At 59.6% G+C, this 16,627-nt stretch carries 14 protein-coding genes; 1 reads left to right on the top strand and 13 read right to left on the bottom strand.

What is annotated here, in order from left to right:
* Positions 1-95: 95 nt before the first annotated feature.
* The 6 genes from narI to M8013_RS23165 all read right to left on the bottom strand — a co-directional run bounded on the left by narI (position 96) and on the right by M8013_RS23165 (position 8,988).
* A complete protein-coding gene (gene narI, locus M8013_RS23190) occupies positions 96-776 on the bottom strand; it encodes a respiratory nitrate reductase subunit gamma (protein WP_271270091.1) in 681 nt (226 codons plus the stop codon).
* Positions 773-1,468 carry a nitrate reductase molybdenum cofactor assembly chaperone gene (gene narW, locus M8013_RS23185; RefSeq protein WP_271270090.1) on the bottom strand — a complete coding sequence of 232 codons (696 nt, stop codon included), beginning with the start codon at positions 1,466-1,468 and terminating at the stop codon, positions 773-775. Before narW ends, narI begins: the two co-directional genes overlap by 4 nt.
* Complete coding sequence (gene narH, locus M8013_RS23180; RefSeq protein WP_271270089.1) at positions 1,468-3,012, bottom strand: nitrate reductase subunit beta; 1,545 nt, start codon at positions 3,010-3,012, stop codon at positions 1,468-1,470. Before narH ends, narW begins: the two co-directional genes overlap by 1 nt.
* Complete coding sequence (locus tag M8013_RS23175; protein WP_271270088.1) at positions 3,009-6,749, bottom strand: nitrate reductase subunit alpha; 3,741 nt, start codon at positions 6,747-6,749, stop codon at positions 3,009-3,011. Before M8013_RS23175 ends, narH begins: the two co-directional genes overlap by 4 nt.
* Positions 6,750-6,818: 69 nt before the next feature.
* Positions 6,819-8,210, bottom strand: a complete 1,392-nt coding sequence (locus tag M8013_RS23170) for a NarK family nitrate/nitrite MFS transporter (protein WP_271270087.1) — start codon at positions 8,208-8,210, stop codon at positions 6,819-6,821.
* Between the two features lie 196 nt (positions 8,211-8,406).
* Entirely contained in the window at positions 8,407-8,988 is a 582-nt protein-coding gene (locus M8013_RS23165; RefSeq protein ID WP_271270086.1) for a TetR family transcriptional regulator, read from the bottom strand.
* 115 nt (positions 8,989-9,103) lie between these two features.
* Between M8013_RS23165 and M8013_RS23160 the strand changes: the two genes are divergently transcribed.
* Entirely contained in the window at positions 9,104-10,591 is a 1,488-nt protein-coding gene (locus M8013_RS23160; RefSeq protein WP_271270085.1) for an MFS transporter, read from the top strand.
* A 56-nt stretch (positions 10,592-10,647) separates the two neighbouring features.
* Here M8013_RS23160 and M8013_RS23155 read toward each other — a convergent pair whose 3' ends face one another.
* The 7 genes from M8013_RS23155 to M8013_RS23125 all read right to left on the bottom strand — a co-directional run bounded on the left by M8013_RS23155 (position 10,648) and on the right by M8013_RS23125 (position 16,626).
* Positions 10,648-10,965 carry a helix-turn-helix domain-containing protein gene (locus M8013_RS23155; protein ID WP_271270084.1) on the bottom strand — a complete coding sequence of 106 codons (318 nt, stop codon included), beginning with the start codon at positions 10,963-10,965 and terminating at the stop codon, positions 10,648-10,650.
* Between the two features lie 171 nt (positions 10,966-11,136).
* Positions 11,137-12,363 carry a Zn-dependent hydrolase gene (locus M8013_RS23150; RefSeq protein WP_271270083.1) on the bottom strand — a complete coding sequence of 409 codons (1,227 nt, stop codon included), beginning with the start codon at positions 12,361-12,363 and terminating at the stop codon, positions 11,137-11,139.
* Complete coding sequence (locus M8013_RS23145) at positions 12,360-12,842, bottom strand: L-2-amino-thiazoline-4-carboxylic acid hydrolase (RefSeq protein ID WP_271270082.1); 483 nt, start codon at positions 12,840-12,842, stop codon at positions 12,360-12,362. The genes M8013_RS23150 and M8013_RS23145 overlap by 4 nt, the downstream gene beginning before the upstream one ends.
* Before the next feature lie 17 nt (positions 12,843-12,859).
* A complete protein-coding gene (locus tag M8013_RS23140) occupies positions 12,860-14,017 on the bottom strand; it encodes a branched-chain amino acid ABC transporter substrate-binding protein (protein WP_271270081.1) in 1,158 nt (385 codons plus the stop codon).
* A gap of 26 nt (positions 14,018-14,043) precedes the next feature.
* A complete protein-coding gene (locus tag M8013_RS23135) occupies positions 14,044-14,763 on the bottom strand; it encodes an ABC transporter ATP-binding protein (RefSeq protein ID WP_271270080.1) in 720 nt (239 codons plus the stop codon).
* Positions 14,756-15,523, bottom strand: coding sequence for an ABC transporter ATP-binding protein (locus tag M8013_RS23130; RefSeq protein ID WP_271270079.1), 768 nt, complete (start codon positions 15,521-15,523; stop codon positions 14,756-14,758). Before M8013_RS23130 ends, M8013_RS23135 begins: the two co-directional genes overlap by 8 nt.
* Entirely contained in the window at positions 15,520-16,626 is a 1,107-nt protein-coding gene (locus M8013_RS23125; protein ID WP_271270078.1) for a branched-chain amino acid ABC transporter permease, read from the bottom strand. Before M8013_RS23125 ends, M8013_RS23130 begins: the two co-directional genes overlap by 4 nt.
* Position 16,627 lies beyond the last annotated feature (1 nt).

The raw sequence follows: 16,627 nt of genomic DNA, 5'->3' as shown, positions 1-16,627 counted from the left end.
GCCACGCCGGGCGGCGCTGGCGCTTGCCCGGCCTACGTAGGGTGCGGGTTTGGTAGGCCGGGTAAGGCGAAGCCGCCACCCGGCGTGGTTCGGCGTTAACGTCTCGAGCGCACCACCTGATACCGGCGGGTCAAGTATTCTATCGGTGCGCTCCACACGTGCACCAGCCGGGTGAACGGGAACAGCAGGAAGATGGTCATCCCCAGCACCAGATGGACGCGGAAAATATACGCCACGCCGTCGAGATGCGCGGACGAACCGCCGTGGAAGGTCACCACCCCTTGCGCCCAGTCAACCAGCTTGAGCATTTCGCTGCCGTCCGGGTGTTGGGCAGAAAACGGAATGGTCGCCAGGCCAAGAATACACTGAATCAGCAGGATGCAGAGGATCAGGATATCGGCGGTGGAAGAGGTGGCGCGCACCCGGGGATTGGTCAGGCGGCGAACCAACAGGCCCGCACCGCCGACCAGTGTCAGTACCCCGCAGACGCCGCCTAAGATCATCGCCATCAGCTGTTTTTGCGACATCGGCAGGAACCACGAGTAAACCCAGTGTGGGGTCATCATCCCGAACAGGTGTCCGAAGAAGATCCCCAGAATGCCGATGTGGAACAAATTCGACCACAGCACCATCCCGCGCTTGTCCAGCATCTGGCTGGAGCCGGCGCGCCAGGTGTATTGCCCGTAGTCATAGCGCAGCCAGCTCCCGATCAGGAACACGGTGCCGCAGATGTACGGGTAGATATCGTAAAAAAAGACGTTCAGATATTGCATCATTTGGGGCCTCCGGCACTGACGTCTACATACTGGGGCGCGACGTCCTGGCTAAAGCGGCGTTGATATTGCTGCATCGGCGAGCTGTCGCAGGCCGTGGCGTTATCTTCGATAAACTTGACCTGCTCCTCTTCCCAGACCGCATCCAGCGCTTGCCGGGTGTCGTCGCGCTGTTCGCCTGAGACCTGTTTTGTGACACTGTCACTGGATAGCGGGCTGCCCGCGAAACCCAGCAGGGCATCAAACAGCTGATACTGCGGCACCGCGCGCTGTTTTAAACGCCCGCCAATCAGCGCCAGAATCGGGGCCACGTTCTGCAGGCCTTCCCGGGCCTGCGCATCAGGCAGAATGCTTAAATACTCCAGATACAGCGGCAAATAGTCCGGCAGTTCCCGGCAGTCGAGCTGCAAACCGGCCTTTTCGTACTGGTTCATCAGGTCGACCATAGCCTGGCCGCGATCGCGGGACTCGGCATGCACATGCTCGAACAGCAGCAGCGAGGTGGCACGCCCGCGTTCAAATACCTCGCACCACGCCGCCTGTTGATCCAGCAGCGGGACGCTGAGATGCTGCTGCGCAAACGGCAGCAGCATCGGCGCATCCTGTGCAATCAGCGCCTGCGCTTCATCGCGACTCTCCCACAGCACCTCGTCCGGGTACTCAATCAGCAGGGCAATAATTTTGAGGATCTGCATTATTCGCCCTCCCCATGCTTGCGTACCTCGTCGATGTTGATGGCGTCGATGCGGCTGCTGTTAAACAGGTTGAATTTGGTGTCGGAGCCGTGGCAGCCGTCGCCAAAGGTAAAGCCGCAGCCGTTTTTCTCCGGGAAGGCGTCGCGGGCCATTTCCCGGTGACTGGTCGGGATCACAAAGCGGTCTTCATAGTTGGCGATGGCGAGATAGCGGTACATCTCTTCCACCTGCTCCACGCTTAAGCCCACTTCGTCGATGGCGCGGGTGTCGGTCACGCCTTCAACGGTCTGCGAGCGTTTGTAGTGGCGCATCGCCATCATCCGTTTCAGGGCGCGCAGCACCGGGCCGGTATCGCCCGCGCTGAGCATGTTCGCCAGATACTGCACCGGAATGCGCAGGCTTTCGACCGCCGGAAGGATACTGTCGGTCTGCGGCAGGCCGCCCGCGTCGGCGTAGGACTGAATTGGCGACAGCGGCGGCACGTACCAGACCATCGGCAGGGTGCGGTATTCCGGGTGCAGCGGCAGGGCCAGCTTCCAGTCCATCGCCATTTTGTACACCGGCGAGCGCTGGGCGGCCTCAATCACGTTCTGTGGAATGCCCTGTTTAAAGGCCTCTTCAATCACTGCCGGGTCGTGCGGGTTGAGGAACACGTCGCACTGGCGCTCGTACAGATCGGTTTCATGTTCGGTGCTGGCCGCCTCTTCAATGCGGTCGGCGTCGTACAGCAGCACACCAAGGTAACGGATGCGCCCGACGCAGGTTTCTGAACAGACCGTTGGCTGGCCGGACTCAATACGCGGATAGCAGAAGATGCACTTTTCTGACTTGCCGCTTTTCCAGTTGAAGTAGATTTTTTTGTACGGACAACCGCTGATGCACATCCGCCAGCCGCGGCATTTGTCCTGGTCGATCAGCACAATGCCGTCTTCTTCACGCTTGTAGATCGCCCCGCTCGGGCAGGTGGCGACACAGCTCGGGTTCAGGCAGTGCTCGCACAGGCGCGGTAGGTACATCATGAAGGTGTTTTCGAACTGGCCGTACATCTCCTTCTGCATCTTGTCGAAGTTACGATCTTTGGCGCGTTTTTCGAACTCGCCGCCCAGCAGTTCCTCCCAGTTCGGGCCCCATTCGATTTTATCCATCCGCTTGCCGCTGATCAGCGAGCGCGGGCGGGCAGTGGGCAGGTGGTTACCCTCCGGGGCGCGGTGCAGATCCTGGTAATCGAAGGTGAAAGGTTCGTAATAATCGTCAATGCCCGGCAGCGACGGGTTAGCAAAGATTTTGGCCAGCACCCCGACGCGCCCGCCGAGGCGCGGCGTAAGTTTGCCGGTGATGCCGCGCACCCAGCCGCCTTGCCACTCCTCCTGATCTTCCCAGTTTTTCGGGTAGCCAATACCGGGCTTGGTTTCGACGTTGTTAAACCACGCGTACTCCATGCCTTCGCGTCCGGTCCAGACGTTTTTACAGGTCACCGAGCAGGTGTGGCAACCAATGCATTTATCCAGATTCAGAACCATTCCAACCTGTGAGCGTATTTTCATTTTTTCGCCTCCTGAACCTGATCCCGACCTTCGCCATCCAGCCAGTTAATGTTTTTCATTTTGCGGATCATGATGAACTCGTCGCGGTTTGAGCCCACCGTGCCGTAGTAGTTAAAGCTGTAGGCCAGCTGGGCGTAACCGCCGATCATGTGCGTCGGTTTTGGACACACGCGGGTCACCGAGTTATGGATCCCCCCGCGTCGCCCGGTCACTTCGGAACCCGGAATGTTCAGAATGCGTTCCTGGGCGTGATACATCATGGTCATGCCCGGCGGCACGCGCTGGCTGACCACCGCGCGGGCGGTTAAGGCCCCGTTGGCGTTGAAACACTCGATCCAGTCGTTGTCTTCGATGCCCAGCTCTTTCGCATCCGCTTCGCTGATCCACACAATCGGTCCGCCGCGCGACAGAGTCTGCATCAGCAGGTTTTCGCTGTAGGTGGAGTGGATGCCCCATTTCTGGTGCGGGGTCAGGAAGTTAAGCGCTTTTTCCGGGAAGCCGTTCGGCGGGATCTCGCGCATATGCGTCACGCTGCGGGTATCAATCGGTGGACGGTAGGCCACCAGGCTTTCGCCAAAGGCGCGCATCCACTGATGATCCTGATACAGCTGCTGGCGGCCGGACAACGTACGCCACGGGATCAGCTCGTGCACGTTGGTGTACCCGGCGTTGTAAGAGACATGCTCGCTCTCGATGCCGGACCAGGTCGGGCTGGAGATGATTTTGCGCGGCTGGGCCTGGATATCGCGAAAACGGATTTTTTCGTCTTCTTTGTTCAGCGCCAGATGGCTGTGCTCGCGTCCGGTAAATTCGCTGAGCGCTTCCCAGGCTTTTACCGCCACCTGGCCGTTGGTTTCGGGAGCCAGGGCGAGGATCACCTCCGAGGCATCAATCGCCGTCTCAATGCGCGGACGGCCTTTCGCCGGGCCGTCGAGCTTGACGTAGTTCAGCTTGCCGAGGAAATCGACCTCGTCCTGGGTGTTCCATGAGATGCCTTTGCCGCCGTTGCCCAGTTTGTCGAGCAGCGGGCCGAGCGAGGTAAAGCGTTCGTACGTTTCGGGATAACGACGCTCAACGACCGCGATGCCTGGCGCAGTTTTACCGGGGATCAGATCGCATTCGCCTTTGCGCCAGTCGGCGATGTCGAACGGCTGCGACAGTTCGGCCGGAGAGTCGTGCTGTAACGGCTGCAGCACGACGTCGGTTTCGTTACCCAGATGCCCCACGCACACCTCGGAGAACACTTTGGCGAGGCCTTTATAGATCTCCCAGTCGCTGCGTGATTCCCACGCCGGGTCAACGGCAGCCGACAGCGGGTGAATAAACGGATGCATGTCCGAGGTATTCATGTCGTCTTTTTCGTACCAGGTGGCGGTCGGCAGCACGATGTCCGAGAACAGGCAGGTGCTGGACATGCGGAAATCGAGCGTCACCAGCAGATCCAGCTTGCCCTCGATGGCAGGCGTTTGCCACTCGACTTCTTCCGGCTTAACGTCGTCGGTGGACCCCAGATCGTCACCCTGAATGCCGCTTTCGGTGCCCAGCAGGTACTTAAGCATGTACTCGTGACCTTTCCCGGAGGAGCCCAGCAGGTTAGAGCGCCAGACGAACAGGTTGCGCGGGTGATTTTTACCGTTGTCTGGCTGTTCGCAGGCCATGCGGATATCGCCGGATTTCAGCGCCTGGGCGGTATATTCCTGGGGAGACAGTCCAACCGCTTCCGCCTGCGCGTTAATATGCAGCGGGTTGAGGTTCAGCTGCGGGGCAGATGGCAGCCAGCCCATGCGCTCGGCGCGGACGTTAAAGTCGATCAGGTGTCCGGTGAATTTCGAGGCATCCGCCAGCGGAGAGAGCAGCTCCTGGGCGGTGAGTTTTTCGTAACGCCACTGGCTGGCGTGATTATAGAAGTACGAGGTGCTGTTCATCTGGCGCGGGGGACGGTTCCAGTCCAGCGCAAAAGCCAGCGGCAGCCAGCCGGTTTGCGGTCGCAGCTTCTCCTGGCCAACATAGTGCGACCAGCCGCCGCCGCTCTTACCGACGCAACCGCAGAACACCAGCATGTTGATCATCCCCCGGTAGTTCATGTCCATGTGATACCAGTGGTTGACCCCGGCCCCGAGAATAATCATCGACCGGCCGTGGGTTTTGTGCGCGGTGTCGGCAAACTCGCGGGCAATCTGTTCGATATGGCGACGCGGAACGCCGGTAATATGCTCGCCCCAGGCCGGGGTATAGGCTTTCACCTCGGCGTACTCCTTTGCCGCGTTTTCGTCATCCAGACCGCGGTCGAGGCCGTAGTTGGCCAGAATCAGGTCATAAACGCTGGCCACCCGCATCTGGCGGCCGTCGACCAGGGTCAGGGTTTTCGACGGGACCTTGCGGATCAGCACCGGATCCTGCTTCACGCTGCGAAAATGTGGATTTTCGTTGCCGCCAAAGTACGGGAAGGCGACGTCGGCCACCTCGTCGCGGGTGTCGAGCAGCGAGAGGGTCAGATCGGTTTCCTGACCGGCCGCCAGTGATTCGAGGTTCCATTTGCCTTTTTCGCCCCAGCGGAAGCCGATCGAGCCGTTCGGCACCACCAGATCGCCCGCGCGGTTAAAGGCCACCGTTTTCCATTCCGGGTTATTGGCTTCACCCAGCCCGTCGAACAGATCTGACGCACGCAGCATCCGCCCCGGCACCCGGCTGCCGTCCTCGCGCTCATCCAGCATCACCAGCATCGGCATGTCGGTGTAGCGGCGGCAGTAGTTGATGAAGTAATCGCTCGGGTTATCGAGATGAAACTCTTTCAGGATCACATGGCCCATCGCCATGGCGAGAGCGCTGTCGGTACCTTGCTTCGGGGCCAGCCACTGGTCACTGAGCTTGGCGACTTCCGAAAAGTCCGGGGTGATGGCGATGGTTTTGGTGCCTTTGTAGCGCACCTCGGTAAAGAAGTGGGCATCCGGGGTGCGGGTCTGCGGGACGTTAGAGCCCCAGGCAATGATGTAGCTGGAGTTGTACCAGTCGGCGGATTCCGGCACGTCGGTCTGCTCACCCCAGGTCATCGGCGAAGCGGGCGGCAGGTCGCAGTACCAGTCGTAGAAACTTAAGCAGGTGCCGCCCAGCAGCGAAAGATAGCGGGTCCCGGCGGCGTAGGAGACCATCGACATCGCTGGGATCGGCGAGAAGCCCGCGACCCGATCCGGGCCATAGTGTTTAATCGTCCAGACGTTGGCGGCGGCGATAAGCTGGTTCAGCTCTTTCCAGCTCGAGCGGATAAACCCGCCATGCCCGCGCGCCTGCTTGTAGCTCAGGGTCTTTTGCGGGTCGCTCATGATCGCATTCCACGCATTAACCGGATCGCTGTGCTGGCCCAGCGCCTCGCGCCACAGCTCAATCAGCTTTTTACGCGCCAGCGGGTATTTCAGGCGATTGGCGCTGTACAGATACCAGGAGTAGCTTGCCCCGCGCGGACAGCCGCGCGGCTCGTGATTCGGCAGGTCAGGGCGGGTGCGGGGATAGTCGGTTTGCTGTGTTTCCCAGGTCACCAGGCCATTTTTGACGTAGATTTTCCAGCTGCAGGAGCCGGTGCAGTTAACCCCGTGGGTGGAACGCACAATTTTGTCGAACTGCCAGCGCTGGCGATAGCTGTCTTCCCAGTCACGGTTGGTGTGCATCACCTGGCCGTGCCCATCGGCGAAAGTGTCGCCTTGTTGTTTGAAATAGCGGAAACGATCCAACAACTTACTCATGACGTATCTCCTGACGGGGCAACGCCTGCCCCCGTGGTTACACTGCTCACAAAATAGTGAATAACATCGTTATGGTTTGACGTGTTTCTGACGGCGGCCGTACACCAGCCAGGTGATGAACACGCAGGCGATGTAAAACACGAGGAAGACTTTCATGGCACCGACCGGCGAGCCGGTCATCGCCAGCGAGGTACCGAAGGCTTTGGGGATGAAGAACCCGCCGACGGCGCCAATCGCAGAGATAAAGCCCAACGCCGCAGCAGTGTCGGAGACGGCCTCTTTCTGCGCCTGCTCGTCGCTGCCGCCGTGCAGTTTCACGCGGTAAACGGTGATTTGGCGGAAGATGACCGCAATCATCTGGAAGGTCGAGCCGCTGCCCAGCCCGGCGGTAAGGAACAGCCCCATAAACACCAGGAAGAAGGCGGTGAAGCTGCCCGAGCCGGAGCCCGGCAGGGTGAGGAACAGCAGGGCGGTGAACACCGCCATAAACACGAAGTTGATAAGCGTGACGCGCACGCCGCCGAGTTTGTCAGAAATCACCCCGCCGGCCGATCGCGCCAAAGCGCCGATCAGCGGGCCGAAGAAGGCCAGATGCAGGATATTGACGTCCGGGAACTGGGTCTTCGACAGCATCGCAAACCCGGCAGAAAAGCCGATAAACGATCCAAACGTCGCCAGATACAGCAGGCTGAGCAGCCACAAATGCAGGCGTTTCAGCACCGGCAACTGGCTGGCGATGGTCGCTTTGGCGCTGGCGATATCGTTCATGCCGAAGAACGCGGCTAAGGTTGCCAGCAGCAACAGCGGGGCCCAGATCCACGCCGCGTTGGCCAGCGACAGGGTAGAGCCATCTTCCTGCGGGACGCCGTGCACCCCGAGGAAAGTGAATATCGGCAGGAAGATCACCACCGGGGCCACCATCTGCATCACGCTGACGCCCAGATTGCCCAGCCCGCCGTTAATTCCCAGCGCGCTGCCTTGTTTCGCTTTTGGGAAGAAGAAGCTGATATTGCCCATGCTGGAGGCGAAGTTAGCCCCGGCAAAGCCGCACAGCAGGGCGATGATGATAAAGACCGTGTACGACGTGGCGGGATTCTGGACTGCGATGCCCAGCCAGACGCAGGGGATAATCAGAATAACGGTGCTGATCACCGTCCAGTAGCGGCCGCCAAATATTGGCACCATAAAGGACCAGGGAACGCGTAATATGGCACCGGAGAGCGACGGCAGGGCCGTTAACATAAACAGTTGATCGGTAGTGAAATTAAATCCCACCTTATTCAGATTGACCGCAACCGCGCTAAATAACATCCATACGCAAAACGCCAATAGCAGACAGGCAACCGAGATTGTTAAATTTCGTCGCGCAATATGCTTGCCTTTATTTTCCCAAAACGCGTTATTTTCTGGTTTCCACTCTTTTAAAAGATAATGATTATTTTTCTCATTATGTTGTGGCATATTACCCTCTTGCTTATCCGTAAATGGCAGAAAGAGAAATACAATCAGGGTGTTACCTGATTCTCTGGTGAGAGGCTATAGGATGTTTTGGGACACTTCTGAAAGGATAGATAAAAAAGCGAACCCCTGAGATTAGAAGGGGGATATGGGCGCGCTTAATGTGTTACAAATCGTAACAGTTATTTGACATTAACCCTTAAGGATTAAAGAGTTCGAGGGTGATTAAGGTTTCAAGATGCTTATGAAATGCGGCATCGTTCATTTCCGCCATATTTAACACATACATCCCGTCCAGTCCGCAGACCAATCCAATTAAACGCCATGCGATATTTTCAGCGCGATCGTTGAGAGTAAACGCCCCGGCGGCGGCCCCGGCATGAATAATCGCCACCGTCTCCTGATGCCACATTTCCATGGTCAGCACGTAAGCGCTTTTTATCTCGGCGTCACGGGTGGCTAACAGCTGCGCTTCACGCCACAGGCGGACGTAGGGTTCAAAGCTGCCATCATCGCTGCCGAGCATGGCGTGCAGACGTTCGCGCCAGCTGGCGTTTTCCGCCACGATGTCGGCATCGAGCAGGGCGCGGATCAGGCGGATAAAGGCCTGCGACTTCAGCTCTCCGGCGGAGGCAAAATGGTGATGCACCTGGCCCGCTGCAATCTGGGCTTCGGCGGCGATGCGCCGGACGGTCATCGCGGTCAATCCTTCCGTTAATGCCACACGCATGGCGGCCTGCAGGATCGCTTCTCGCCGTTCTTCCTTGCTCAGATAGCTCATTTTTTTCACTCTCAACCGGGGGACAACGAGTGTAACAAAAAAGCTGGACATGCGTTCAACTTTCCGTAGGATCGCAATCTGGACATGTGTCCAGGTTTATACGAGAAGGGATTTTATGTTTCGTCAGTGGTTAGCGTTAGTGGTTATCGTGCTGGTGTATATCCCGGTGGCGATCGACGCAACGGTGCTGCACGTCGCTGCGCCGACGCTGAGCATGACGCTCGGCGCCAGCGGCAACGAATTGCTGTGGATTATTGATATTTACTCGCTGGTGATGGCGGGCATGGTGCTACCGATGGGCGCGCTGGGCGACCGGATTGGTTTTAAGCGCCTGCTGATGATCGGCAGTAGCCTGTTTGGCCTGTCGTCGCTGGCGGCGGCGTTTGCGCCCACGGCGGGGTGGCTGATTGTGGCCCGGGCATCGCTCGCCATTGGTGCGGCGATGATCATCCCAGCTACGCTGGCGGGGATACGCACCCTGTTTGCCGATGCGCGTCAGCGCAATATCGCCCTTGGCGTCTGGGCGGCGGTCGGTTCCGGCGGTGCGGCCTTTGGCCCGCTGGTGGGCGGCATGTTGCTGGAGCACTTCTACTGGGGATCGGTATTTTTAATCAACGTCCCGATTGTGGTTCTGGTGGTCATGCTGGCGGCGCGGCTGGTGCCTGCGCAGCAGGGGCGACCGGAGCAGCCATTGAATATGGCGCACGCCTTGATGCTGATTGTGGCGGTGCTGCTGCTGGTGTACAGCGCCAAAACCGGGCTGAAAGGCAGTGTTTCAGGCTGGCAGGTGGCGGCAACGCTCGCGGTCGGGGCGGGGCTGTTACTAACCTTTGTGCGCATTCAGCTGCGCGCCCGCACGCCTATGATCGACATGCGCCTGTTCTGCCACCGCATTATTTTAAGCGGGGTGGTGATGGCGATGACGGCGATGATCGCCCTGGTCGGCTTCGAACTGTTGATGGCGCAGGAGCTGCAGTTTGTCCACGGCTTCACGCCGTTTGAGGCGGGGATGTTTATGCTGCCGGTGATGGTCGCCAGTGGCTTTAGCGGCCCGATTGCCGGGGTGCTGGTGGGTCGTCTGGGGCTGCGGATTGTTGCAGCAGGCGGGATGGCGCTCAGTGCGGTGAGTTTTATCGGGCTGTCGCAACTGGATTTCAGCACCCAGCAGTGGCAGGCGTGGGGATTGATGGTGCTGCTGGGCTTTAGCGCCGCCAGTGCGCTGCTGGCCTCAACCTCGGCGATCATGGCGGCAGCACCGAAAGAAAAAGCTGCCGCCGCCGGGGCGATCGAAACCATGTCCTACGAGCTTGGCGCAGGGCTTGGGATCGCGATATTTGGTCTGCTGCTGACCCGCAGCTTCTCGGCTTCGATTGAGCTGCCTCAGGGGCTGGACAGTGGTCTGACTGCGCTGGCATCGTCGTCTATTGGCGAGGCGGTGCGGGTGGCGCAGGGGCTCTCACCGTCGCTGGCTCAGGCAATGCTTGCGGCCGCCAAAACCGCCTTCACCACCGCGCACAGCGTGGCCCTCGGCAGCGCGGGCGGCATGCTGTTAATCCTGGCGGTGGGGATCTGGTTTAGCCTGGCGAAGGTTAAGCAAGGCTAGAACGGCCCCAGACGTAAAAAAAGCCGCTTGCGCGGCTTTTTTTGTCGGAATGACGATCAGATAAGGAACACGTCTGGCCCTTTGGCGTCGATGATATTGATGATGCGAAGCGCCGCTTTGTTGGGTTTGCTCTCATTTCGCTCCCATTTCGACACGCTTTCAACAGACATCCCCGTGATCAGCGCCAGAACAGCCTGCGACAGGTTATAGCGGATGCGGACTTCTTTAATCAGCCCGCCGCTCATTTCTCTGACTTCCGGGATATTACGGGCATTAACTGCCGTCTCGATGGCGGCTAATGTCTCATCATTCACAACATCTAATGTGTTGTAACGCTGAGCCATACCGTGAATACGTTTCAGACGTTCAGTCATCGCAAATTACCTCTACCTTAAACCTCGCAACCCGTAAGCATTACTACAGTCAAGGTTACGGGTTGGATGCAAAAAGGATTCGCCCGGCGGCGCTACGCTTGCACTGGCCTACAAATGCGAAAAAAAGTACGAACCGTAGGCCGGATAAGCGCAGCGCTATCCGGCGTGGTTTTAGGGTTCCTGAGCCGCAGCCAACACGCTATGCAGCAGGACGTTCGCGCCTTTCTCTGACCATTCCGGCAGGATGCGTTCGGCTTCGTTGTGGCTGATGCCTTTTTCGCACGGAATAAAAATCATGCTGGCCGGGGCGATGTTGCTGACGTAACAGGTGTCGTGCCCGGCACCGGAGACCATCGGTTTGGCCGAGTAGCCCAACGCCGCCACCGCCGCTTCGCTGCGCGCCAGACTGGCGGCATCAAACGCAATCGGCGCGTAATCGAAGATTCGCTCGACGTGGGCATTGACGCCACGCGCCGCCAGATGCTCGGCTGCCTGATGCAGCGCGGCTTCCATTGCGTCCAGCGCCTCGCTTTGCGGGTGGCGGAACTCGACGCTGCATACCACCCGGGACGGGACCACGTTGCGTGAATTCGGTGTGACGTTCGCCATACCGATGGTGGCCCTGCCGTCTGGCAGATGCTGATAGCCAATCGCTTCCACTTTCAGCGCCAGTTCGGCAAAGGCGGTGAGCGCGTCGCGTCGGCTGGGCATTGGCGTAGTACCCGCGTGCGCGGCAAAACCGTCGATCGTTATCGTAAACCAGCGTTGTCCCATCGCCGCGCGCACCAGCCCGATATCAATGGCTTCATCTTCCAGAATCGGGCCTTGCTCGATGTGCAGTTCATAGCAGGCGTGAATCGGGAAGGCGCGGGCAGGGCGCTCACCGCGATAGCCGATCGCATCCAGCGCCTCACCAACGGTGATGCCGTCCCGGTCGGCCCGCGCGTGGGCGTATTCCTCGCTGAACTGCCCGGTCCAGACGCCGGAGGCCAGCATCGCCGGGGCAAAGCGCGCGCCTTCTTCGTTGGTCCAGTTCACCAGCACGATATCGCGCTCGGTTTCAATGTCATTGTCGTTCAGGGTGCGCAGCAGCTCCAGCCCGGCCATCACCCCGTAGATGCCGTCGTAATTACCGCCGAGCGGCTGGGAATCGACGTGCGAGCCGGTCATCACCGGGGCTAGCGTTGGGTTTTTTCCGGCGCGGCGGATAAACATATTGCCCATGCTGTCGACGTCGCAGCTGAAACCGGCCTCCAGCGACCAGTCGCGCAGCAGGTTACGTGCAATGCGGTCTTCGTCGCTTAACGCCAGACGGGTAACACCCCCGGCAGGGGTGCCCCCGATCTGTGCCATCATTGTCAGCGTCGACCACAGCCTGTCGGCATTGATACGCATCATGCTTTGTCCTTGGTGCTGCGGTAGCGGAAGTCACAGCATGCACCACCCTGCATGATGGTGGTGGTGCGCGTCAGCTCCACGTCCGGGGCGTAGCCAACGATGAATTTCTCATCGCGGGCGCAGGAGAGCAGGTGGCCGATCTCGCCCAGACCCATCTCGTGATACATCTCGGCGTAGCGGCAGCGGGTGACGTTGTAGTTGTACTGCTGCTCGTCGGCGTCGATCACCTTGACGTCGAGGGCGTTATCTTTCTCCCACAGATACTGTAGGGCGATAAAGCTCTTCACGTCTGCGCCGTTGGGCTCCTGGCGGGCAAAATGTTGCCCGGCATCAATCGCCGCCTGTTCAATGGCTTCGCCGATGACCGCCTGGGCGCGGACCTTGCCGATCTCGCGCACCAGGATTTCATAAATTGGCTTAATAATCTCTGCTTCTATTTTGCGGCGGGCAAGAATGCCCAGCTCGTTATTATCACTCATCACATTGCCTCACTGCGTTACTTCGGTTGTGCGCCGCCAAGCACGGTTTGCGGCTGCCATTTGCCTTCGACCACTTTGTAAACCGTAAACGACGGGGCTTTCAGGTTGCCTTCTTTATCGAAAGCGATCTGCCCGGTAACACCGGAATAGCTGATGGCGCGCAGGGCAGGCAGGTATTTCGCCGGATCGACCGAGTCGGCTTTTTCCATCGCTGCAACCAACACGCGGGTGGCGTCATAGGCGAACGGGGCGTGCAGTTCGATATGGGTGTGATAGCGCGACTGATACGCCTGCTCGAAGGCTTTACCGCCTGGCATTTGTTCAACCGGCAGGCCCGGCTCCAGTGCTACCACGCCGTCACCCTCTTTCTGTGCCAGCTGCAGGAAGGTCTGGCTGACAAAGCCGCCTGCGCCCATCAGGGTGGCGTCCATCCCCAGCTGTTTGATGCGTCGCGCCAGCGGTGCCGCCTGGCTGTCCACGCCGCCGAAGAAGATCAGGTCCGCTTTTTTACTGCGGATAGCGGTCAGCACGGCGCTGAAGTCGACGGTTTTGTCGTCAACGTACTGGCGGTCGACAATTTTTACGCCCTGAGCTTCGAGCGATTTAATAAACTCATCCGCCAGCCCCTGGCCGAAAGCGGTACGGTCGTCGATCACTGCAATGCGCTTAGCTTGCAGGGTTTTCACTGCGTATTCGCCGGCAAACTGGCCGCCGTCATCGTCATGACCCATTACGCGGAAGCTGGTGTCAAAGCCCTGTTTGGTATAGCCGTGACCGGTCGCTACCGGGGCCACCTGGGCGATACCCGCGTCGTTATACACACGTGCCGCCGGGATGCTGGTGCCGGTGTTCCAGTGGCCGACCACGCCTGCCACGCCGCTGTCGACCAGACGCTGGGCGACAGCCACCGCAGTACGCGGATCCGACTGGTCATCTTCGGACTGCAGCTTGAAGGTCACCGCTTTGCCGCCAATGGTCGGGTGCTGTTTGTTGATGTCATCAATCGCCAGTTGGGCACCGTTCTCCAGATCTTTACCGATACGGGCAGATGGCCCGGTCAGCGGCCCGGCCAGACCGATAACCACGGTTTCGCTGTCGGCGGACCAGGCTGCGGGTGCGGCAAAACTCCCGAGCACAATAGCGGCGCTGAGCGCACTGATTTTTGCTGTTTTCATTGTTATTCCCTGATGTTGGTGGTGTGTTAAACGGGCATTTCGCCCAAATAAATCTGTGCAATTTGGTCATCAGCGAGCAGCGCCTTCGATTCGCCCTGATGGACAATACTGCCGCTGTCCATCACCCAGGCCTTGTCGGTGACGTCCAGCGCCAGCCGGGCGTTTTGCTCGATCAGCAGCAGGGCCACGCCGCGTTCGCGCAGGCTGGCAATCACTGCAAAAATGTTCTCGACCATTTTGGGCGCCAGCCCCATCGACGGTTCGTCGAGGATAAGCAGTCGCGGGCGGCTGAGCAGAGCGCGGTTCAGCGCCAGCATCTGCTGTTCGCCACCGGAAAGTAGCCCGGCAAGCTGGTGCTGACGCTCGGCAAGACGCGGGAAACGGTCAAAGATCTCTGCCATCTCCTGCTTTACGGTGACAGTGTCACGCCGGAGCCAGGCCCCCATCTGCAGGTTCTCCAGCACCGTCATACGGGCGAAGATCCCCCGACCTTCGGGCACCATCACCAGCCCGTCGCGCAGCAGCGCTTCGGCTTTACGCTTGCGTACCGACTGGCCGTTAAATTCGATATTGCCGCCAAAGCGTTCCAGCCCGGCGATGGCCCGCACGGTGGAACTTTTGCCTGCGCCGTTGGCGCCAATCAGCGTTGCTTGTTCGCCTTCGTTTAAGGTGAAGGAGACGCCACGCACCGCCTGGATACCGCCGTAATGCACGTCCAGACGTTCAACTTTCAGTAATTCAGCCATGCTTGTTGCCTCCAAGCCAGGCGGCGATCACCGCCGGGTCGCGTCGCACGCTATCCGGTGTGCCGCAGGCCAGGGTTTTGCCGTAGTCCAGCACCGTCAGGCGATCGCAGATGCCCATCACCAGTTTGACGTCGTGTTCAATCATCAGCAGCGTTTTGCCGTCATCGCGCATGCGGGTCAGAAGCTCGCCCAGGGCGACTTTCTCGGCGGCGTTCATCCCGGCGGCGGGCTCGTCCAGCGCCAGCAGCAGCGGATCGGTGGCCAGCGCGCGGGCAATTTCCAGCCGACGCTGATGGCCGTAAGCCAGATCGCAGGCGCGATAGTGCGCAAATTTGGCGATCCCGGTGTACTCCAGCCAGTGCCAGGCCTGCTCCAGGGTGTCGGTTTCTTCTGCGCGGGCGCGTTTGTGACGGGTCAGCGCCGCCCACAGCCCGTTACGGGTGCGCACGTGGCGTCCGACCATCACGTTTTCCAGCACCGACATCTCGTTAAACAGCCGCACGTTCTGGAAGGTGCGGGCAATACCGGCCGCCGTCACTTTCTCAATCTGTTTTGGTGAGTAGGGTCGATCGGCAATCGCAAATTCGCCGCTGTCCGCCGGATAAAGGCCGGTGATCAGGTTAAAACAGGTGGTTTTGCCTGCGCCGTTGGGGCCGATCAGACCGTAGATCTCGCCGGGATTAATCGACAGCGAGACGTTATCGACCGCCGTCAGGCCGCCAAAGCGTTTGGACATATTGCGCACGGTTAACAAGCTCATGCTTTCACCTCCTTATGACGGACCGGCCAGATGCCCGACGGGCGAACCAGCATCACGCCCACCAGTGCCAGGCCATAGAACAGCTGGCGCAGGATCTCCGGGTCAACCAGTACTGTGCCGAACAATGCCTGCTGCACCGGCGCCGCCTGGCTGCGCAGCAGTTCCGGCAGGGCAGTCAGCAGTACCGCCCCGAGGATCACCCCCGGGATATGGCCCATCCCGCCGAGCACCACCATTGCCAGCACCGCAATCGACTCCTGCAGGGTGAAGGATTCCGGCGACACAAAGCCCTGGAAGGCACCGAACAGCGCCCCGGCGATCCCGCCAAACGAGGCGCCCATCGCAAAGGCCAGCAGCTTAAAGTTGCGCACGTTAATGCCCATCGCCCGGGCCACGTCTTCGTCTTCACGGATGGCGTGCCATGCCCGGCCAATGCGCGAGTGCTGCAGGCGCAGGCAGACAAAAATGATCGCCACGATCATCACCATCAACAGGTAGTACCACAGCCACAGCGCCGGAACCTTGACGCCAAACCAGTGGTAAACGCCGCTAAACTTAAGTCCGAAAAAATTGAGGGTATCGACCCCGGAGATGCCCTTTGCGCCGTTGGTGATGTTCACCGGGCGGTCAAGATTGCGCATCAGGATACGGATGATTTCGCCAAAGCCGAGGGTCACAATCGCCAGGTAGTCGCCGCGCAGCTTGAGCGTTGGCGCGCCGAGCAGAATGCCGCACACCGCCGCGACCAGCGCCGCGATGGGGATAATCAGCAGATACGAGGTGTGCAGCCCGTCGGGGAACCAGACGCTGAGGATCGGGAACACCTCCAGCAGATGCGGCGAGGCCAGCAGCGCTGCCAGGTATGCACCGACGGCGTAAAAGGCGATAAAGCCCATATCCAGCAGGCCGGTATAGCCCACCACAATGTTCAGCCCCAGTGCGAGCATGATGTAGAGCAGGGCGAAGTCGATCACCCGCACCCAGTAGTTACCGCCCAGCTGGGTCGCCACGACCGGGGCCAGCACCAGCGCTAACACCAGCAGCGTCATGCCGGACCAAAATTTACGGCTGACCGCCGGGGTTTTGAGTTCAATTGCAGTCATG

This window comes from Silvania confinis, assembly GCF_025564085.1.
Classification (GTDB): Bacteria; Pseudomonadota; Gammaproteobacteria; order Enterobacterales; family Enterobacteriaceae; genus Enterobacter; species Enterobacter confinis.
This window is presented reverse-complemented; position numbering and strand designations above follow the sequence as displayed.